The sequence below is a fragment of the Paracidovorax wautersii genome (genome assembly GCF_031453675.1).
Taxonomy (GTDB): Bacteria; Pseudomonadota; Gammaproteobacteria; order Burkholderiales; family Burkholderiaceae_C; genus Paracidovorax.
Genome location: NZ_JAVIZX010000001.1, coordinates 3,574,617 through 3,595,418, shown reverse-complemented (window position 1 = coordinate 3,595,418; position 20,802 = coordinate 3,574,617). Strand labels below are relative to the sequence as shown.

At 66.3% G+C, this 20,802-nt stretch carries 15 protein-coding genes; 10 read left to right on the top strand and 5 right to left on the bottom strand.

The window, feature by feature from the left end:
• Window positions 1-13: 13 nt before the first annotated feature.
• The 7 genes from QE399_RS16225 to QE399_RS16195 all read left to right on the top strand — a co-directional run bounded on the left by QE399_RS16225 (window position 14) and on the right by QE399_RS16195 (window position 6,390).
• Complete coding sequence (locus tag QE399_RS16225; protein ID WP_309830264.1) at window positions 14-706, top strand: amino acid ABC transporter permease; 693 nt, start codon at window positions 14-16, stop codon at window positions 704-706.
• A gap of 43 nt (window positions 707-749) precedes the next feature.
• A complete protein-coding gene (locus QE399_RS16220) occupies window positions 750-1,469 on the top strand; it encodes an amino acid ABC transporter permease (protein WP_309830262.1) in 720 nt (239 codons plus the stop codon).
• Window positions 1,470-1,483: 14 nt separating this feature from the next.
• Complete coding sequence (locus QE399_RS16215) at window positions 1,484-2,272, top strand: amino acid ABC transporter ATP-binding protein (protein WP_309832143.1); 789 nt, start codon at window positions 1,484-1,486, stop codon at window positions 2,270-2,272.
• A 50-nt stretch (window positions 2,273-2,322) separates the two neighbouring features.
• Window positions 2,323-3,117: a transporter substrate-binding domain-containing protein gene (locus QE399_RS16210; RefSeq protein WP_309830260.1), complete on the top strand. Its 795-nt coding sequence runs from the start codon at window positions 2,323-2,325 to the stop codon at window positions 3,115-3,117.
• A 49-nt stretch (window positions 3,118-3,166) separates the two neighbouring features.
• Window positions 3,167-3,709 (top strand): VOC family protein, encoded by a 543-nt coding sequence (locus tag QE399_RS16205; protein ID WP_309830258.1) that lies wholly within the window; start codon window positions 3,167-3,169, stop codon window positions 3,707-3,709.
• A gap of 84 nt (window positions 3,710-3,793) precedes the next feature.
• On the top strand, window positions 3,794-5,074 hold the full coding sequence (locus QE399_RS16200) for a ribulose-bisphosphate carboxylase large subunit family protein (RefSeq protein WP_309830256.1): 1,281 nt from the start codon (window positions 3,794-3,796) through the stop codon (window positions 5,072-5,074).
• Window positions 5,074-6,390, top strand: a complete 1,317-nt coding sequence (locus tag QE399_RS16195; protein WP_309830255.1) for a four-carbon acid sugar kinase family protein — start codon at window positions 5,074-5,076, stop codon at window positions 6,388-6,390. The genes QE399_RS16200 and QE399_RS16195 overlap by 1 nt, the downstream gene beginning before the upstream one ends.
• Before the next feature lie 7 nt (window positions 6,391-6,397).
• Here the strand turns inward: QE399_RS16195 and QE399_RS16190 are convergent, their stop codons facing one another.
• The 5 genes from QE399_RS16190 to aceE all read right to left on the bottom strand — a co-directional run bounded on the left by QE399_RS16190 (window position 6,398) and on the right by aceE (window position 16,501).
• Window positions 6,398-8,536, bottom strand: a complete 2,139-nt coding sequence (locus QE399_RS16190; RefSeq protein WP_309830253.1) for an acyl-CoA dehydrogenase — start codon at window positions 8,534-8,536, stop codon at window positions 6,398-6,400.
• A 184-nt stretch (window positions 8,537-8,720) separates the two neighbouring features.
• Window positions 8,721-9,878 (bottom strand): Fic family protein, encoded by a 1,158-nt coding sequence (locus QE399_RS16185; protein ID WP_309830251.1) that lies wholly within the window; start codon window positions 9,876-9,878, stop codon window positions 8,721-8,723.
• A gap of 295 nt (window positions 9,879-10,173) precedes the next feature.
• Window positions 10,174-12,045 carry a dihydrolipoyl dehydrogenase gene (lpdA, locus tag QE399_RS16180; protein ID WP_309830249.1) on the bottom strand — a complete coding sequence of 624 codons (1,872 nt, stop codon included), beginning with the start codon at window positions 12,043-12,045 and terminating at the stop codon, window positions 10,174-10,176.
• Window positions 12,046-12,058: 13 nt separating this feature from the next.
• Window positions 12,059-13,759, bottom strand: coding sequence for a dihydrolipoyllysine-residue acetyltransferase (gene aceF / locus QE399_RS16175; protein WP_309830248.1), 1,701 nt, complete (start codon window positions 13,757-13,759; stop codon window positions 12,059-12,061).
• Window positions 13,760-13,777: 18 nt separating this feature from the next.
• The gene (gene aceE, locus QE399_RS16170; RefSeq protein ID WP_309830245.1) at window positions 13,778-16,501 is read right to left on the bottom strand and encodes a pyruvate dehydrogenase (acetyl-transferring), homodimeric type; all 2,724 of its coding nucleotides are present in this window, start codon (window positions 16,499-16,501) and stop codon (window positions 13,778-13,780) included.
• A gap of 169 nt (window positions 16,502-16,670) precedes the next feature.
• Between aceE and QE399_RS16165 the strand changes: the two genes are divergently transcribed.
• The 3 genes from QE399_RS16165 to folD all read left to right on the top strand — a co-directional run bounded on the left by QE399_RS16165 (window position 16,671) and on the right by folD (window position 20,776).
• A complete protein-coding gene (locus QE399_RS16165) occupies window positions 16,671-19,220 on the top strand; it encodes a PAS domain S-box protein (RefSeq protein ID WP_309830244.1) in 2,550 nt (849 codons plus the stop codon).
• Complete coding sequence (locus QE399_RS16160) at window positions 19,217-19,843, top strand: response regulator transcription factor (protein WP_309830242.1); 627 nt, start codon at window positions 19,217-19,219, stop codon at window positions 19,841-19,843. Before QE399_RS16165 ends, QE399_RS16160 begins: the two co-directional genes overlap by 4 nt.
• 81 nt (window positions 19,844-19,924) lie before the next feature.
• Entirely contained in the window at window positions 19,925-20,776 is an 852-nt protein-coding gene (folD, locus tag QE399_RS16155; protein ID WP_309830241.1) for a bifunctional methylenetetrahydrofolate dehydrogenase/methenyltetrahydrofolate cyclohydrolase FolD, read from the top strand.
• Window positions 20,777-20,802 lie beyond the last annotated feature (26 nt).

The window sequence follows — 20,802 nt, the reverse complement described above, 5'->3', positions numbered from 1 at the left end:
CAGCGCCCTGCCCATGACCTACGAGTTCGACTTCGCCAGCGTGCTGGCCCAATGGCCCCAGTTCGCCGAGGGCGCCTGGATGACCATCCTGCTGTCCTTCCCCGCCACCGTGATCGGCTTCGTCGGCGGCACCTTGCTCGCCATCGGCCGCCGCAGCGAGCGGCGCGGCCTGGCCCGGGTCTGCGGTGCCTATGTGGAAGTTCTGCGCAACACGCCCCTGCTGGTGCAGGTGTTCCTGGTGTTCTTCGGCCTGGCCAGCCTGGGCTGGAAAGTGCCGGCCTTTGCGGCGGCACTGCTCACGCTGGTGATGAACGTGGCCGCCTATTCCTGCGAAATCATGCGTGCCGGCATGGACTCCATCCACAAGGGCCAGATCGAGGCGGCCGAGTGCCTGGGGCTCACGCGCCGGCAGGTGTACTGGCATGTGGTGCTGCGCCCTGCGATGGAGAAGGTCTACCCCGCGCTCACCAGCCAATTTGTGCTGCTGATGCTGGCCTCGTCCATCACCTCGCAGATCTCGGTGGAAGAACTCACCGCCATCGCGGCCCGCGTGCAGTCCGAGACCTTCCGCCCGTTCGAGGCCTACATCCTGGTGGCCGTCGCCTACCTCGCCCTGTCGCTGCTCATGCGGCTGGGCCTGTGGCTGTTCGGCCAGATCGTGTTCACGCGCCAGCGCAAGCTGGGCGCCTCCGGAGGCATGCGATGACATCCCACCCGTTCCCTCCTCCTTCACTTAGCGAGGTGCGCCCGTGATCGACGGTGGACTCAACGCCCATCACCTGCAGTACCTGCTGTTCGGCGCGCTGTGGACGGTCGGCCTGTCGCTGATCTCCTTCGTGGGCGGCGGTCTGGCCGGCGGCGTGATCGCCCTGTGCCGCATCAGCCCCATCAAGGCCGTGCGCTGGGCCACGATCGCCTGGATCCAGCTGATCCAGGGCACGCCGCTGCTCGTGGTGCTGTTCCTGTGCTACTTCGGGCTGAGCATCCTCGGCTTCGAGCTGCCGGCCATCGTGGCCGCCAGCATCGCCATGGTGGTCTACGTCAGCGCCTATCTGGGCGAGATCTGGCGCGGCTGCATCCAGTCGGTGCCGCGCACCCAGTGGGAAGCGGCCGCGTGCCTGGCCCTGTCGCGCACCCAGCGCATGCGCCTGGTGGTGCTGCCGCAGGCCGTGCGCATCGCCACGCCGCCCACGGTGGGCTTCATGGTGCAGATCGTGAAAAACACCTCGCTGGCCTCGATCGTGGGGTTCATCGAGCTGGTGCGGGCGGGCCAGCTCATCAACAACTCCATCTTCCAGCCCTTCCTGGTCTACCTGCTGATCGCGGTCATCTACTTTGCGCTGTGCTTTCCGCTGTCGGTCTGGAGCCGCCGGCTGGAACAGCGCCTGCAGTTCGGCCACCGCGCCGCTGCCGCCCCTGCCGCAGCCAGCCCTGCGGCCCCCGCCACCCCACCCGCCAACGCCACATGAAGCGAGACGACCTGATGACCCCCGCAGCGACTTCCGCCGGCCGTTCGGCCGCGCCCTCCGCCACCGCCCCGGCAGCCGCCCCGGTCGTCGAGCTGAAAGACGTGCACAAGTGCTTTGGCAGCAACCAGGTGCTCAAGGGCGTGTCCTTCGCCATTCCCAAGGGCCAGGTCGTGGCCATCATCGGCAAGAGCGGTTCGGGCAAGAGCACGGCGCTGCGCTGCATCGACCGGCTGGAGATCATCGACAGCGGCAGCATCCAGGTCTGCAGTCATGCCGTGCACGACCCGGCCATCGACCTGCGCCGGCTGCGCCAGGACGTGGGCATCGTCTTCCAGAGCTACAACCTCTTCCCGCACCTGACGGTGGAGCAGAACATCACGCTAGCCCCCAAAGCCGTGAAGAACCTGCCCGCCGCCCAGGCGCGTGCCATCGCCGCGCGCACCCTGCAGCAGGTGGGCCTGGCGGACAAAGCGCAGGCCTATCCGGAGCAGCTCTCGGGCGGGCAACAGCAGCGCGTGGCGATTGCACGCTCATTGGCGATGGAGCCGCAGGTGATGCTGTTCGACGAGGTGACCTCTGCGCTCGATCCGCAGCTCACCGGCGAGGTACTGCGTGTGATCGAGTCGCTGGCCCAGGGCGGCATGACCATGGTGCTGGTCACGCACGAGATGGAGTTCGCCGCCCGCGTGGCCGACACCATCATCTACATGCACGAGGGCAAGGTCTGGGAGACCGGCTCCGGCGACATGCTGAAACACCCGCAGACGGCTGAGCTGCGCGACTTCCTCTCCCACGGGCTCTGACCCGCCCCTTCGGCTTTCTTTCCCACAAAAACCACCAGGAGACATCCGCCATGAGCACTTCCCGCATCCTCCGCCGCACGCTGCTGGCGGTCAGCGCCGCCGCCCTGTGCCTGCCCGCCATGGCCGATCTGGCGCAGATCAAGTCCGTCGGCAAGCTGCGCGTGGGCATCGACTTCGGCGCGCCGTTCTACGGCTATGTGGACGACAAGCTCAAGCCCGTGGGTTCCGACGTGGAGGCCGCCGAACTGCTGGCCAAGGACCTGGGCCTGCCACTCGAGATCGTGAACACCACCAACTCCGCGCGCATCCCCAACCTGCTGTCCAACAAGGTGGACCTGATCATCTCGTCGCTCTCGATCACGCCCGAGCGCCAGAAGGCCGTGGACTTCTCCATCCCCTACGGCGCCATCCAGGCCGCCGTGGGCGCGCCCAAGAGCCTGAAGCTCACCGGCATCGACGACCTGGCCGGCAAGACCGTGGCCGTGACCCGTGGTGGCCCGCAGGACAAGATCGTGACCGAGCGCGCGCCGCAGGCCAAGGTGGTGCGTTTCGATGACGAGGCGGCCTCCATCACGGCGGCGGCCACGGGCCAGGCCGACATCGTGGCCATCACGCCGCCCATCATTGCGGCCATTGCCAAGAAGAACCCGGCACGCGAGTTCGAGACCAAGTTCATCCTGCAGTCGTACCAGCTGGGCATGGCCATGCGCAAGGGCCAGCCGGAGCTGATGGCCGCCGTCAACGGCTGGATCAAGACCAACCTGGCCAACGGCAAGCTCAACGACATCCACCTGAAGTACGCCGGCGTGCCGATTCCCCAGGACATCGTCGGCGGCGCCAAGTGAGCCGCCCCACCCACCGCCTCCCTGCCCCACCCTTGAAGGAAACCCTCCCATGAGCCGTCATTTCGGCGCGATCCGCCAGCTGGGCTATGTGGTCCACGACATCGAAGCCGCCATGGACTACTGGAGCCGCACGCTGGGCGTGGGCCCCTGGTTCTACAACCCCAAGGTGCCGATCCAGAACTACCAGTACCGCGGCGAATCGCACGAGCCGCACAACTCGGTGGCGCTGGCCAACTCGGGCTACGTGCAGGTCGAGCTGATCCAGACACGCAACGACGTGCCCTCGATGTACCGCGACTTCCTGCAGGCCGGGCGCACCGGGCTGCAGCACGTGGCCTATTGGACCAGCGACTACGACGCGGATCTGGCGCGCCTCACGGCCGAGGGCTTCCAGTCGGTGATGAGCGGCGAGGTCGGCGAGCGCGGGCGTTTCGTCTACTTCGACACCGAGTACCACCCGGGCACGGTGATCGAACTGTCGGAAGTCGCCGGCCCCAAGGGCCGCATGTTCGACCTGATCCGCGCGGAGTCCGAAAGCTGGGACGGCAAGACCGATCCGGTACGGCCGTTCCCCGATCTGTCGAAGATCTGAAGAACTTCGAAACTTCAAGCCAAATTGGCCTCTAGCGCTTACTGGATAAGCGCTGGCAGCTATGAAAACAATAGTTCATTCACCATGTCCCCAGACCGCTTCGAAGCGACCTACCTGATCGAAACCCCGTTGGACCCCGCCCACGTGGCCGAGGTGCTGGCGGGAGAGCAATCGTGCGGCACCTTCACGCGCGTAGAGGGCGAGACCGACGCCCTGCGCGAACGCGCCCGCGCCACGGTCGAATCGATCGAACTGCTGGACGCGGCCCCCGCGCCGGCGCTGTCCAACGGCTGGATGCAGCGGCGCGGCCTGTTCGACACGCCGCAGACCTGGCAGCGTGCCCGCCTGCGCGTGAGCTTTCCCTGCGACAACATCGGGCCCAACCTGCCCACGCTGGCAGCCACCGCATCGGGCAACCTGTTCGACCTGGGCGAGGTCACGGGCCTGCGGCTCGAATCGATGCGCCTGCCACGCGCCTACCGCCAGCAGTTCGACCTGCCCCGCCAAGGCATCACCGGCACGCGCGCACTGACGGGCGTGCAGGGCCGCCCGCTGATCGGCACCATCATCAAGCCCAATGTGGGCCTGTCGGCCGAGGAGACTGGCGAACTGGCCGGGCGCCTGTGCGCAGCGGGCATCGATTTCATCAAGGACGACGAGGTCTGTGCCAACCCGGTCCATGCGCCGCTGGCCGACCGCGTGCGCTCCGTCATGCGGCGGGTGCGCGCGCACCAGGACAAGACCGGCAAGCAGGTCATGGTGGCCTTCAACATCACCGACGAAACCGACGCCATGCGCCGCCATGCCGATCTGATCGCGGCCGAGGGCGGCAGCTGCGTGATGGTCAGCCTGAACTGGTGCGGCTACTCCGCCGTGCAGACCCTGCGCCGCCACACGCCTCTGGCCCTGCACGGCCACCGCAACGGCTACGGCGCCCTGTCGCGCCACCCGCTGCTGGGGTTTTCGTTCAACGCCTGGCAGACCCTGTGGCGGCTGGCGGGCGTGGACCACATGCATGTGCACGGCCTGCAGGGCAAGTTCTCGCAGACCGACGAGGAAGTGATCGAATCCGCGCACGACACCCTGGCGCCGCTGTGCGAGGGCCTGGACGACCGCGTGCTGCCCGCGTTCTCCAACGGGCAATGGGCCGGCACCGTGCCCATCACCTGGGACAGCGTGCGCAGCAATGACCTGCTCTTCATGTCGGGCGGCGGCATCCTGGCCCACCCCGACGGCCCCGCGGCCGGCGTGGCCAGCATCCAGCAGGCCTGGGATGCCGTGCAGCGCGGCGAGACCCTGGCAGAGCGGGCGGCACGCGCACCGGAACTGCGCCGCGCCGTCGACTTCTTCGGCAAGAAGAAGTAATGGCCGCGCCCCTGTTCGGCTGGTACGGCGACGACTTCACGGGCGCCACCGATACGCTGGCCGTGCTGGCCCAGGCCGGCCTGCGCGCCATGCTGTTCATGGGCGTGCCCAGCGCCGAGGCCCTGGCCGCCGCCGGGCCGCTGGACGCCGTCGGCATCGCCGGCGCCGCGCGCGCCATGCCCCCCGAGGCCATGCGCGCCGAACTGGCCCCCGTGGGCCGCTTCTTCGAGCAGGCGGCACCGACGGTCCTGCACTACAAGGTGTGCTCCACCTTCGACAGTGCCCCCCACGTGGGCAACATCGCCTGTGCGATCCAGACGCTGCACCCCCGCGTGGCCCACCGTTGGGTGCCCATCGTGGGCGGGCAACCCAGCCTGGGGCGCTACTGCGCGTTCAGCCACCTGTTCGCCGCGGCAGGCAGCGGCGGCGCCGTGCATCGCATCGACCGCCACCCCACCATGCGCCAGCACCCGGTAACGCCCATGGACGAGTCCGACCTGCGGCTGCACCTGGCGCGCCAGGGCCTGGAGGGCATCACCGCGCTGCACTATCCGCAGTACGCCGAATCGCCCGCGTTACTGGACGCTGCGCTGAAGCGCCTGCTGGAGGGCGACACCACCTGCGTGCCCACGTTGCTGGACCTGACGCATTCCGACCAACTGGCCCCGGTGGGCCGCCTGCTCTGGGAGCAGTCGCAACGCCACGGCCGCCTGCTGGCCGTGGGCTCCAGCGCCGTGGCCCAGGCCCTGGTAGCGCACTGGGCCCGGCCGGCGGCAAAGAGCACGCCACCACTGAGAAATTCCGATGGCCCCGTGTTCGCCTGGGCTGGCAGCCTTTCGCCCCTGACCGCCGCCCAGGTGCAGGCCGCCACCGCCTACCAGCGCATCGCCGTGAACGGCGCGCAGCTGGGCAGCGACCCCACCTACGCGCAGTCCTTGCAAGACACGATCTGCACCTTGCTGCGTAACGGCCAGCATGTGCTGGCCTACACCGGCCCCACGGAGGGCAGCACGGCTCCCGTCGCTTCGGCCGCTCCCGTCGCGCAGGCCAGCGCCGCCCTGGTGGCCCGCGTGGTGCAGGCCCAGGCCGACCACGGCACCCCGCTGCGCCGCGTAGGGATTGCGGGTGGAGACACGTCCAGCCACGCCGTGCAGGCGCTGCAGTTGTGGGGGCTGTCGTACGGGACGACGCTGTGCCCCGGCGTCACCATCAGCGTCGCCCACAGCCCGGACCGGGGCCGCCATGGCATGGAGCTGATGCTGAAGGGGGGGCAGATGGGCGGGGTGGATTTGTTCGAGAGGCTGCTGAGCGGGTAGGCAACGTTCAAGCCTCGAAGTCATCCACCTGGATCACCTTGTCCGCCGCTTGCAGATAGGCCAGTGCCAGCGCCGGGTTGGGCATGCCGGCGGCAGCCTCCTCGAACGACCCCGTGCGCCGCACCAGCTTGTTCAATTGCTGGGTCGCCTCATCTCCCAGTTGCGCCGCCAGGTCCAGCGCCTGGATCAGATCGACCAGCCCGCCGCCCTTGGGCAGGCTCACATCGGGGCACAGCCGCTGCACCACGGCCGCATTCTCGCGCAGCAGCTTGGCCAGGGCCAGCATCTGAACGTCACGCAATGGCGCCAGGTGGGATGTGCGGCTCAACACCATGCGGCCCAGCAGACGCCGCCCCGGCGTAGGCAGATTGGCATACAAGTCTTTCAGCACTTCCTCGGCCGCATCCAGCTGCATGCGCAAACCGGCCTGCGCCAGGGGCAGCATCTGCGCATCGCCTTCCGCGGTGTAGCGCCAGATGCAGGCACTGGCCATGTAGAGGTGCGCCAGGCAATCGCCCAGACGCGACGACAGCAGCTCCATGCGCTTGAGCCGGCCGCCCAGCAAGCCCATGGCCACATCGCAGGTCAACGCATACTTGGCGCTCAGGCGGGCCAGCAGTGCGGCCTCCTTGGCCAGCTCCTGGGGCGGTGATCCGACCACAGGTGCCCCGAACAGGCTGCGCCAGAGGTTGCGGGCCACATGCCCGCCATGCCCCAGCAGTGCCTGGCCCAGCGCCTCTTCGTCCTTATGCTCCACGGCCTGCATCTCGGCCATCACATACGGGTGGCAGCGCACCGCCCCTTGCCCAAAGATGATGAGCGACCGGGTGAGGATGTTGGCCCCCTCCACCGTGATCGCCACAGGCATGTGCCGGTACGCCACCGACAGCAGGTTGGACGGCCCGTTGATGATGCCCTTGCCACCCAGAATGTCCATCGCGTGGTTGATCGATGTGCGGCCGGCCTCCGTCAAATGCACCTTCAGGATGGCGCTGGCCACGCTGGGCTGTGCGCCCTGGTCCAGCGCGGCCGCCGTGAAGCGCCGCGCCGCGTCGGTCGCATACAGCTCGGCGGCCATGCCGGCGATGATGCCGGCGATGGCATCGAACTTGCCGATGGGCATGCCGAACTGTTCGCGCACCTTGCCGTAGCCGTTCGCGATGAAGACCGAGCTTTGCTGCGTGGCCGCGCCCAGGGCCGGCAGCGAGATGGCACGGCCAGCCGCCAGGCACTCCATCAGCATGCGCCAGCCCTGGCCAACCTGTGCTTCCCCGCCGATGATCCAGTCCATGGGCACGAACACGTCCTCGCCCACGATCGGCCCGTTCATGAAGGCACTGTCCATGGGCCGATGGCGGCGGCCGATCTGCATGCCGGGCGTGGGCACGGGAATCAGCGCGCAGGTGATGCCCAGGTCGCGCTCGCCCTCCGGCCGGCTGTCATCGCGGGCGTTGAAGGCCAGGCCCACCACGGTCGCCACCGGCGCCAGGGTGATGTAGCGCTTGGAAAACGTGACGCTGAAGCCGCGCACGGGCCGGCCGTCGATCTCGCGGGTGGTCAGAATGCCGCGGTCGGGAATGGAGGCGGCATCGGAGCCGGCATACGGAGACGTCAGGCCAAAGCACGGCAGATCGCGGCCATCGGCCAGCCGAGGCAGGTAATGCTGCTTCTGCGCATCGGTGCCGTAGTGCAGCAGCAGCTCGGCAGGCCCCAGCGAGTTCGGCACCATGGCCGTGACCGCGGCCGATACGTTGACCGAGGCCAGCCGGGTCACCACGGTCGCGTGGGCGAAGTGGCCGAAGCCCAGGCCACCCCACTCCTTGGGAATGATCATGCCGAAGAAGCGCTTCTCCCGCAGGTACTGCCACACCTCGGGCGGCAGATCCCGCGCCGAGTCGATGGAGAAGTCGTCCAGCATGCCGCACAGCGTGCGCACCTCGTTGTCGAGAAACGCCTGCTCCTCGGCCGTCAGCTGGTTCGGCCCCGTGGCGATCAGCGCATTGAATTCGGGCTGGCCTGCGAACAAGCGCCCCTCGAAGCCCACCGTGCCCGCCTCCAGCGCCGCGCGCTCGGTGTCGCCCATGACCGGCAAGGCCTTGGCAAACGGCGCCATGGCGAATCGACCGACGAGTGATGCAATGCCCATGACCACCTCCTGAAGCTAACCCCATCTTTTGCGCAGATGTACACAGGTCAGTTTCAACGGGTGGCCCCCAGCGCAGCACTCCCATCTGCTGAAATGCTTGTCATCCATGGCCTTGTTTCAGTGGGTCTGCGGCCAGGCAAACCTGCTCACGCGGGGAACGGCTGCGCCGCGCCCACCGGAACGCTCAAGGCTGCACGTCCGCCTCGGCTTCTGGCCACAGCCTGGGAAACAGAAACCGCAGCGCATGCTGCGGCAGTCCAAACCGCACCTTGCCCTGGGGACTATCGCTTTTGAGCAGGCCGCGCTTGACCAGCGCGCCCAGCGCATCGGTAGCCAGGCGGTCGCTCAGTCCCAGCATCGTCTTGAATTCGCCCCGCGCCATTTCCTCGCCGCTCAGGAAGAGGTAATGCAAGGGCCGCAGCGCCTCTTTGCGTACCCCCGACTTCAACACCGCCGACTCGAACACCAGCGCCGCCTCGATCCGGTCCTTGATCAGATCGAAATCCAGCATACGCGCCATGAACTGCACTTGGTCCCGGCACACATCCAGCACGTAATCGGCCCAGGCGATCAGCGCCTGTTCGCTCAGATTGCCCCGGCCATCCAGATCACCGCGTCGGAGGCTGTCGGCATCGGCCAGCAAGGCGTAGTAGCGATCTTGTCCCCGCGCGAAGCCACGCAAGGGCGACCAGAGGCCATTGGTGTAGCCCTGCGCATTCAAGATCACATGGGAGTGCAACCGCATGGCGCGGCCATTGCCATCCATGAACGGGTGGATCCAGCCCAGCCGCTGGTGGGCGCAGGCCATGGCGACCAGCGCCGCTTCGCCCCGGCGCACTGCGCCATAGCGCTGGGCCCAGCAGTCGATGAACTGCGGCACGCTGGCCGCAGCAGGAGCGATGTGCTGGCCCACCCGGACTTCTTGATCCCGCCACGCTCCCGGCGCGACCGTCTGCCCCTGTGGAACTTCCAGATCGCCGGGCGGCAGGCGGGCAAACAGTTCCCGGTGCACGTCCTGCACTGCCGCCACGCTGTACAGCGCACGCACGCCGCCGTCACCGGCATAACGCCGCTCCAGCACTGCCTCTGCCTCGATATGGGCCACGGCCAGGCGCTGGCGCGCAGCCAGTTCCTTGTTGGCCGAGAAGTCCTGCCGCAGGGCCTGCTCGATCTCGTGCGGACGGGTGTGCTGCCCTTCGATGCGATTCGTGTAATACGAGTTCATGCTGCGCAACAGCACGCGCAGTTCCGGCGGCACCCGCTTGCCCGCCAGCAAGGTCGCGTCACGCGCCAGATCCCCTGCCTTGGATAGCAAGGGCTCGATACGTGCTTCTGACGGCATCAAAGGCTCGAACTGGGACGGTGAGGTATAGAGCGCGCTCATTCCGCCAAGTTTACATCGACTCCATCTATTTGTTTTTATTGAAAAAATTCAACAATTTTCAAAGAAATTTGCCAAGTCATTTGCCAAGTTCTGCCAAGCACCAACCGGGAACACGAACGGCGCAATTCTTTCGAGCCCAAACCGCTCCGCAATCCAGACCCATCCGGCGCCTTGCGCTATCAAAACAAGAAACTCGGCATGGCATGAAAAAGGCAGCCGAAGCTGCCTTTGTGAAGTAGATCGCCAATGCGGCTTACTTCTTCTGCGGCGGAACGTCCGTGCAGGAGCCGTGGGCGATTTCCGCGGCCATGCCGATGCTTTCGCCCAGCGTGGGGTGCGGGTGGATCGTCTTGCCGATGTCCACGGCGTCGGCGCCCATTTCGATCGCCAGGGCGATCTCGCCGATCATGTCGCCGGCGTGCGTGCCGACGATGCCGCCGCCCAGGATCTTGCCGTGGCCGTGGGCCTCGGGCGAATCGTCGAACAGCAGCTTGGTCACGCCCTCGTCGCGGCCGTTGGCGATGGCGCGGCCGGAGGCAGTCCACGGGAACAGGCCCTTCTTGACCTTGATGCCTTGCGCCTTGGCCTGGTCTTCCGTCAGGCCCACCCACGCCACTTCGGGGTCGGTGTAGGCCACGCTCGGGATCACGCGGGCGTTGAAGGCGGCCGAGGCCAGCTCCTTGTTGCCCTGCAATTCACCAGCGATCACCTCTGCCGCCACGTGCGCCTCATGGACCGCTTTGTGCGCCAGCATGGGCTGGCCCACGATGTCGCCGATGGCGAAGATGTGCGGCACGTTGGTGCGCATCTGGATGTCGACGTTGATGAAGCCGCGGTCCGTGACGGCCACGCCGGCCTTCTCGGCGGCGATCTTCTTGCCATTGGGCGTGCGGCCCACGGCCTGCAGCACCAGGTCGTACGTCTGCGGTGCGGGGGCGGTGCCGCCCTCTTCCGCCGCGGCGAACCTCACCTTGATGCCTTCGGGCGTGGCTTCGGCGCCCACCGTCTTGGTCTTCAACATGATGTTGTCGAAGCGCGGCGCGTTCATCTTCTGCCAGATCTTGACGAGGTCGCGGTCGGCGCCCTGCATCAGGCCGTCCATCATCTCGACCACATCGAGGCGCGCGCCCAGCGTGGAGTACACCGTGCCCATTTCCAGGCCGATGATGCCGCCGCCCAGGATCAGCATGCGCTTGGGGACTTCCTTCAGCTCCAGCGCGCCAGTCGAGTCGACCACGCGCGGGTCCTTGGGCATGAACGGCAGGTGCACGGCCTGCGAGCCGGCGGCGATGATGGCGTTCTTGAAGGCGATGACGCGCTTAGAGCCCGTCTTCTCCTGGCCCTTGGCACCGGTGGTTTCCTCCACTTCGAGGTGGTTCGCACCCACGAACTGGCCCACGCCGCGCACGGTGGTCACCTTGCGCATCTTGGCCATGGCGGCCAGGCCGCCGGTCAGCTTGCCGATGACCTTTTCCTTGTGGCCACGCAGCGTGTCGATGTTGACCTGCGGCGCGCCGAACTCGATACCGGCGGCCTTCAGGTGGCTCACTTCGTCGATCACGGCAGCCACGTGCAGCAGCGCCTTCGAGGGGATGCAGCCCACGTTCAGGCAGACGCCACCCAGCGTGGCATAGCGCTCGACGATGACGACCTTCAGGCCCAGATCGGCCGCGCGGAACGCAGCCGAATAGCCGCCGGGGCCGCCGCCGAGCACGACCACGTCGCACTCGATGTCGGCGCTGCCACCAAAGCTGGCCGCTTCGATTTTGGGAGCTGCTGGCGCTTGATTGGCGGCACTTTCAGATGCTTTTGCACCTGAAGAAGCCGCAGGAGCAGCGCTGGCCGCTGCCTTTTCAGGAGCAGCCGGTGCAGGCGCTGCGGCGGCATCGGCCGCTTCCAGCGTCAGCACCACGCCGCCTTCGGCGATCTTGTCGCCGATCTTCACCTTCACCTCTTTGACCACACCGGCGTGGCTGGAGGGAATCTCCATCGATGCCTTGTCGGACTCGACGGTGATCAGGCTCTGCTCCACCTTCACGGTGTCGCCCGCCTTCACCAGCACTTCGATCACGCCCACTTCGGCGAAGTCGCCGATGTCCGGAACCTTGATGTCAATTACTGCCATATCGGAATCTCCTTTACAGCAGGATGCGGCGGTAGTCCGCCAGCACCTGGCCCAGGTACGCGTTGAAGCGTGCGGCGCTGGCGCCGTCGATCACGCGGTGGTCGTACGACAGCGACAGTGGCAGCACCAGGCGCGGCACGAACTGCTTGCCGTCCCACACCGGCTTCATCTGACCCTTCGAGAGGCCGAGGATGGCCACTTCGGGCGCGTTGATGATGGGGGTGAAGTGCGTGCCGCCGATACCGCCCAGCGACGAGATCGAGAAGCAGCCGCCCTGCATATCGGCCGCGCCGAGCTTGCCGTCGCGGGCCTTCTTGGCCAGATCGCCCATTTCCTGGCTGATCTGGATGATGCCCTTCTTATCGGCATCCTTGAGCACCGGCACCACCAGGCCATTGGGCGTGTCCGCCGCAAAGCCGATGTTGAAGTACTGCTTGTAGACCAGCGTGTCGCCGTCCAGGCTGGTGTTGAACTCAGGGAACTTCTTGAGCGCAGCCACCACGGCCTTGATCACGAAGGCGAGCATGGTCACCTTCACGCCGGACTTCTCGTTCTCCTTGTTGGTGGAGACGCGGAAGGCTTCCAGTTCGGTGATGTCGGCCTCGTCGTTGTTGGTGACGTGGGGGATCATCACCCAGTTGCGGTGCAGGTTGGCGCCGCTGATCTTCTTGATGCGCGAGAGGTCCTTGCGATCCACGGCGCCGAACTTGGCGAAGTCGACCTTCGGCCATGGCAGCACGTCCAGACCCACGCCCGATCCGCCGCCGCCGGCAGGGGCCTTGGCCGCCTGGGCTTTGGTCTGCACGCCGCCGGCCATCACCGACTTGGTGAAGGCCTGGATGTCTTCCTGCGTGATGCGGCCCTTGGGGCCCGTGCCCTTCAGTTCATCGAGCGGCACGCCGAGCTCGCGCGCGAACTTGCGCACGGAGGGCGATGCGTGCGGCAGGCCGACCGGCGCAGCGCCGGGAGCGTGCGGCGCGGGTGCTGCAGCGGGTGCGGTTGCAGGCGCCGACGCCGCAGCCGCGGCCGGTGCGGCCGCTGGTGCCTGCGATTCAGCCGGGGCCTGGGGTGCAGGAGCCGCCGCGGGCTGGGGCGCCGGTGCGGCAGCCGCCGGGGCCGTGCCTTCCAGCACCGCCACGAAGTCGCCGATGTTGACCGTGTCGCCGATCTTGATCTTGAGTTCCTTCACCACGCCAGCGGCGGGCGACGGGATCTCCATCGAAGCCTTGTCGGATTCCACGGTGAAGAGCGACTGCTCTTCCTTCACCGTGTCGCCCACCTTCACCAGCACTTCGATGACAGCCACGTCCTTGAAGTCGCCGATATCGGGAATGCGTACCTCGATCGGGCCGGCGGCAGCGGCGGGTGCCGGTGCAGGCGCCGAGGGTGCCGGCGCGGCAGTCGCTTCCGATTTGATAGCATCTGGCGCTTGTGCAGCGGGCGCTGGAGCCGATTTTTGCTCGGATGCACCAGCGTCGGCCGATTCCACCACCACGATGACGGAGCCCTGCTTGACCTTGTCGCCAATGGCGACCTTGATCTCCTTGACGGTGCCGGCGTGACTCGACGGGATTTCCATCGATGCCTTGTCCGATTCCACCGTGATGAGCGACTGCTCGGCCTTGACCGTGTCGCCGGGCTTGACCAGCACCTCGATCACGCCCACTTCGTCGAAGTCCCCGATGTCCGGGACCTGGATGTCTACCAATGCCATGTGTGTCTCCCGTGGGTTTTAAGCGTGCAGCGGGTTGATCTTGTCGGTGTTGATGCCGTACTTCTGGATGGCCTCGGCCACCTTCGACGCCGGCAGCACGCCGTCTTCGGCCAGGCCCTTGAGCGCGGCCACGACGATGTAGTGGCGGTTGATCTCGAAGTGCTCACGCAGCTTGCTGCGGAAGTCGCTGCGGCCGAAGCCGTCAGTGCCCAGCACCTTGTACGTGCGGCCCTTGGGCACGAACGGACGGATCTGCTCCGCGTAGGCCTTCATGTAGTCGGTGGAGGCGACCACCGGGCCGGTGGTCTTGCCCAATTGCTCCTCGACGAACGACACGCGGGGTGCGTCGGTCGGGTGCAGCAGGTTCCAGCGCTCGGCTTCCTGGCCGTCGCGGGTCAGCTCGTTGAAGCTCGGGCAGCTCCACACCGAAGCGGCCACGCCCCAATCCTTCTCCAGCAGCTCCTGGGCGAAGAACGACTCGCGCAGGATGGTGCCCGAGCCCAGCAGTTGCACCGTGGGCGCTTCCTTGGCCAACGCGGGCGCCTGCTTGCACAGGTACATGCCCTTGATGATCTGCTCTTCCGTGCCGGGCTGCAGGCCGGGCATGGGGTAGTTCTCGTTGAGCAGCGTCAGGTAGTAGAAGACGTTTTCCTGGCGCTCGACCATGCGCTTGAGGCCGTCATGCATGATGACCGCGACTTCGTGCGCGAAGGTCGGGTCGTAGCTGATGCAGTTGGGGATGGTGTTGGCCAGGATGTGGCTGTGGCCGTCCTCGTGCTGCAGGCCTTCGCCGTTCAGCGTGGTCCGGCCCGAGGTGCCGCCCAGCAGGAAGCCGCGGGCCTGCATGTCGCCAGCCGCCCAAGCCAGGTCGCCGATGCGCTGGAAGCCGAACATCGAGTAGTACACGTAGAACGGCACCATGATGCGGTTGTTCGTGCTGTACGACGTGGCGGCGGCGATCCAGCTGCTCATGCCGCCGGCTTCGTTGATGCCTTCCTGCAAGATCTGGCCGGCCTTGTCTTCCTTGTAGTACATGACCTGATCCTTGTCGACCGGGGTGTACTGCTGACCGTGCGGGTTGTAGATGCCGATCTGGCGGAACAGGCCTTCCATGCCGAAGGTGCGCGCCTCATCCACCAGGATGGGCACCACGCGCGGGCCCAGGGCCTGGTCACGCAGCAGCTGCGTGAGGAAGCGGACATAGGCTTGCGTGGTCGAGATCTCGCGGCCTTCGGGCGTGGCGTCCAGGATGGCCTTGAACGTGTCCAGCGACGGCACGGTGAAGCTCTCGTCGGCCTTCACGCGGCGCTTGGGCAGGTAACCGCCGAGGGCCTTGCGGCGCTCGTGCAGGTACTTCATCTCGGGCGTGTCGTCGGCCGGCTTGTAGAAAGGCAGGTCGGCGATCTGACTGTCCGGGATCGGAATGTTGAAGCGGTCGCGGAAGGCCTTGATGTCTTCGTCGCCGAGCTTCTTGGTCTGGTGGACGGTGTTCTTGCCTTCACCGATCTTGCCCATGCCGAAGCCCTTGACGGTCTTCACCAGCAGCACGGTGGGCTGGCCCTTGTGCTCGTTGGCGGCGGAGAACGCGGCGTAGACCTTCTGCGCATCGTGGCCACCACGGCGCAGGTTCCAGATCTCGTCGTCGCTCATGTGCTCGACCATCTTCAGCGTGCGCGGATCGCGGCCGAAGAAGTTCTTGCGCACGTAGGCGCCATCGTTGGCCTTGAACGACTGGTAGTCCCCGTCGTTGCACTCCATCATGATCTTGCGCAGAGCGCCGTCCTTGTCGCGCGCCAGCAGGTCGTCCCAGCCCTTGCCCCACAGCAGCTTGATGACGTTCCAGCCAGAGCCGCGGAATTCGCCTTCCAGCTCCTGGATGATCTTGCCGTTGCCGCGCACCGGGCCGTCCAGGCGCTGCAGATTGCAGTTGATGACGAAGATCAGGTTGTCCAGGTTCTCACGCGCGGCCAGGCCGATGGCGCCCAGCGATTCGACTTCGTCCATCTCGCCGTCGCCGCAGAACACCCAGACCTTGCGGTTCTCGGTGTTGGCGATGCCACGGGCGTGCAGGTACTTGAGAAAACGAGCTTGATAAATGGCCATCAACGGGCCCAGGCCCATCGACACCGTGGGGAACTGCCAGAACTCGGGCATCAGCTTGGGATGCGGGTAGCTCGACAGGCCCTTGCCATCCACTTCCTGGCGGAAGTTCAGCAGTTGCTCTTCGGAGAGGCGGCCTTCGAGGTACGCGCGGGCGTAGATGCCGGGCGACACATGGCCCTGGATGTACAGCAGGTCGCCGCCGTGGTTCTCGCTCTCGGCGTGCCAGAAGTGGTTGAAGCCTGCGCCGAACATGTTGGCCAGCGAGGCGAACGAGCCGATGTGGCCGCCCAGGTCGCCGCCTTCAGGTGGGTGGTGGCGATTGGCCTTGACCACCATCGCCATGGCGTTCCAGCGCATGTAGGCGCGCAGGCGCGCTTCGATTTCGAGGTTGCCGGGGCAGCGTGCTTCCTGGCTGGCTTCCAGCGTGTTCACGTAGCCGGTGTTGGCGGAGAACGGCGTGTCGATGCTGCTCTGGCGGGCATGTTCCAACAGCTGCTCGATCAGGAAATGGGCACGTTCCGCACCTTCCTTGTCGATGACCGCCGTCAGTGCATCCATCCACTCACGGGTTTCCTGCTGGTCGGTGTCGAGGGGGGTCGAGGCGGATTTTCTGGCCTGGGGGTCGGTCTGTTCGGACATGCCATGTCTCCTTGGAACTAGCTGTGAAAGGGCGTCAATTTGGCGGAAGTGTCTCACACTTCATTGCCATTTCAAATGGTGCCTATTGTTTTCATATTGCGATAAATTGCTGCAAACGCACATTTTTTCTCTCTATGAAACGGAGCGCGCGCTCCCCTACACTCCGCCCATGGACTCCATCGAGCGCGTGCCCTCCGATTCCCCCGCCATCAAGACGCCCGCCCGCGCGTGGCGCAAGTGGTGGCGCAGCCTTTCGCCCACGCGGCAGGATCGCTTTGCCGCGCTGGCACCGCTGGCAGCCGTGCTCATGTTCCTGGCAGCCATCGTGGCGGCGTTCTGGTATTTGCGCATGGAAGAAGGAGAGCGCGAGAAGGAAGCCCTCAAGCGCGACGTGGAATATGCCCAGCAAAGGGTGCGTTTGCGGCTTCTGGAGCGCCAGGAGCAGATCATGCGCATCGCGCGAGATCTCTCCAACCAGGACCTGGAACGCACCGACTTCGTGAACCGGGCCGAAGCGCTCATCAGCCAGTACCCCGAGCTGCAGACCATCACCTGGATCGACGAGAAACGCCGAATCCGTGCCAGCCACGCGGCACCCACGGTGAGCAGCAGCCAGCTGCGTGTCGCCGGGGAGGTGCTCAAGAACGGCGACACGGCCGATACCTTCACTCTGGCGCGCGACCTGCAGCAGCCGGTGTACTCCCAGCCGGTGGGGGCCAACGGCGAGCCCGCACCGCTGCTGCAACTGCAGGTGCCGCTGTCCGCGCAGGGGCGGTTCAGCGGCGTGGTACTGAGCGAATATTCGATCGACAGCCTGCTGCGCTACGGCACGCCCACCGAAGTCTTGGCACGCTATGCCGTCACCCTGCTGGACGGCAACAGCCAGGTCCTGGCCGGCACGCCGCTGCAGCCGCGCGCCGTAGGCTTGCTGCCGTGGTCGGCACCGCCCAACGAATACGAGGTGCCCGTCTCGCCCGTGGGCAACGGACTGGTGCTGCGGGCCCAGGCCTACCGCACCTCGCTGGGCGTGGTCGGCAGCGGTCTCTTCTGGCTGGTGGGCACCCTGAGCGCCATGACCGCCTGGCTGCTGATCGCCACCTGGCGGCACACCCGCCGCCGCATGCAGGCGCAGCAGGCCGTGGTGGCCGAAACCAACTTTCGCCGCGCGATGGAAAACTCCATCCTGACCGGCATGCGCGCGCTGGACATGAATGGCCGTATCACCTATGTGAACGCCGCTTTCTGCCAGATGACCGGCTGGTCCGAGGCCGAACTGGTCGGCCAGGTACCGCCGTATTCCTATTGGCCCGAGTCGGACCACGAAGCGCTGCACGCCAAGCTGCGCGACGAGATGTCGGGCAAGTCGTTCGCCGGGGGCTTCCAGGTGCGTGTGAAGCGCAAAAGCGGCACCTTGTTCGACGCCCGGCTGTATGTTTCCCCGCTCATCGACGCCCATGGCCAGCAGACCGGCTGGATGACGTCGATGACCGACATCACCGAGCCCAACCGCGTGCGCGAACAGCTCAGCGCGTCGCACGAGCGCTTCACCATCGTGCTCGAGTCCCTGGACGCTTCCGTCTCGGTGGCTCCCCTGGGCAGCGAGGAGCTGCTGTTCGCCAACAAGCTGTACCGCCAGTGGTTCGGCTCGCAGACCCACGGCCACTTGCAGCTGGTCGCGCAGGCCGGCGTGCTGCCGGCCGATTCGACCTCCGGCGGCATGGACGACGAGGACGGTCTGATGGGCCTGCCCACCGACCCGCTGACCAGTGCCCGCTCCGAGAACGCCGAGGTCTACCTGCCCGACCTGGGCAAGTGGCTGGAGGTGCGTTCGCGCTATCTGAACTGGGTGGACGGCCGCCTCGCGCAGATGGTGATCGCCACCGACATCACGCCGCGCCGGCAGGCGGAAGAACAGGCATCGCGCCAAGCCGAGCGCGCGCAGTCGGTCAGCCGCCTCATCACCATGGGCGAGATGGCCTCCAGCGTGGCGCACGAGCTGAACCAGCCGCTGACCGCCATCAGCAACTACTGCAGCGGCATGATCTCGCGCATCCAGGGCGGGCAGATCACCGAGGAGGCCCTGCTCTCCGCTCTGCAGAAGACGGCCCACCAGGCGCAGCGGGCCGGGCAGATCATCCAGCGTATCCGCGCCTTCGTGAAGAAGAGCGAACCCAACCGGGCCCTGGCCGATGTGCACGACATGGTCAGCGAGGCCGTGGAGCTCGCCGACATCGAATTGCGCCGCCACAACGTGCGGCTGTCGCACTATGTCGCGGCACGCCTTCCGCAGGTGATGGCCGACACCATCCTCATCGAGCAGGTGCTGGTGAATCTGATGAAGAACGGCGCCGAGTCCATCGCCCAGGCCCAGCGCCCGCCAGCGCGCCGCAGTGTCGAGTTGCGGGTGGTGCCGCGCAATGTGGAAGGGCGCGATGTCATCGAGTTCTCGGTGCATGACACGGGCAAGGGCCTGGCGCCCGAAGTGCTGGAACACCTGTTCGAAGCCTTCTTCTCCACCAAGCAGGAAGGCATGGGCATGGGCCTCAACCTGTGCCGCAGCATCGTCGAGTCGCACCAGGGACGGATGCACGCGGAGAACCTCTACAATGGATCGGAGGTCACCGGATGCCGGTTCTCCTTCTGGCTACCGCTGGCACAACCTGCGGATGCCACTATGAATTCAGTAGCGATCACGCCAAATCCAAGGACTGTTGCATGAGCTTGATTCCGAAAAAGGGCACCGTTTACGTTGTGGATGACGATGAAGCCGTCAGAGATTCCCTGCAGTGGCTTCTGGAAGGCAAGGATTACCGGGTAAGGTGCTTCGATTCGGCCGAGACATTCCTGTCGCGCTACGACCCTCGCGAGGTGGCCTGCCTCATCGTGGACATCCGCATGGGCGGCATGACGGGCCTGGAACTGCAGGACCGCTTGCTCGAGCGCAAGTCGCCCCTGCCCATCGTCTTCATCACCGGCCACGGCGATGTGCCCATGGCCGTGAACACCATGAAGAAGGGCGCGCTGGACTTCATCCAGAAGCCGTTCAACGAAGAAGAGCTGCTGGCCCTGGTCGAACGCATGCTCGAACATGCCCGCGAAGCCTTCGCCGGCCACCAGCAGGCCGCCAGCCGCGACGCCCTGCTGTCCAAACTGACCGGCCGCGAGGCGCAGGTGCTCGAACGCATCGTCGCCGGCCGCCTGAACAAGCAGATCGCCGATGACCTCGGCATCAGCATCAAGACGGTGGAGGCGCACCGCGCCAACATCATGGAAAAGCTCAGCGCCAACACCGTGGCCGACCTGCTCAAGATCGCCCTGGGGCAGACTGCGCCCAAGGCCTGATCGCTCCTTTTTCGATAGCTGTCTGCGCACTATTGACGGGCGCCAGACAGCTTTTTTACTTGTACTCCCGGTAATTCAAAGATGACAGCCCAACTGATCGACGGCAACGCCCTCTCCCGCCAACTGCGCACCCAGGTCGCCGAACGCGCCAGCGCCCTGAAGGCCCGCGGCGTGACGCCTGGCCTGGCGGTGGTGCTGGTGGGCGACAACCCGGCCAGCCAGGTCTACGTGCGCAACAAGGTCAAGGCCTGCGAGGACAGCGGCCTGCACTCGGTACTGGAGAAGTACGACGCTGCGATGACCGAAGCCGACTTGCTCGCACGCGTGGAGGCGCTCAACAATGACCCGGCCATCCACGGCATCCTGGTGCAACTTCCGCTGCCCGCCCACATCGACGCCCAGAAGGTCATCGAGGCCATCTCGCCCGCCAAGGACGTGGACGGCTTCCACATCGCCAGCGCCGGTGCGCTGATGGCCGGCATGCCCGGCTTCTGGCCCTGCACCCCCTACGGCTGCATGAAGATGCTGGAGCACATCGGCTACGACCTGCGCGGCAAGCACGCCGTGGTCATCGGCCGCAGCAACATCGTGGGCAAGCCTATGGCGCTGATGCTGCTGGCCCAGGATGCCACCGTCACCGTCTGCCACTCCCGCACGGCCGACCTCAAGGCGCAGACGCTGCAGGCCGACGTGATCGTCGCCGCGGTGGGCAAGCGCGACGTGCTGACGGCCGACATGGTCAAGCCAGGCGCCGTGGTCATCGACGTGGGCATGAACCGTAACGACGAGGGCAAGCTCTGCGGCGACGTGGATTTCGCCGGGGTGAAGGAAGTCGCCGGCTGGATCACCCCCGTGCCGGGCGGTGTCGGCCCCATGACCATCACCATGCTGCTGGTCAACACGCTGGAGGCCGCCGAGCGCGCCGCCGGCTGAGCGCCGAGGCGCCCGGCCCATCGTCG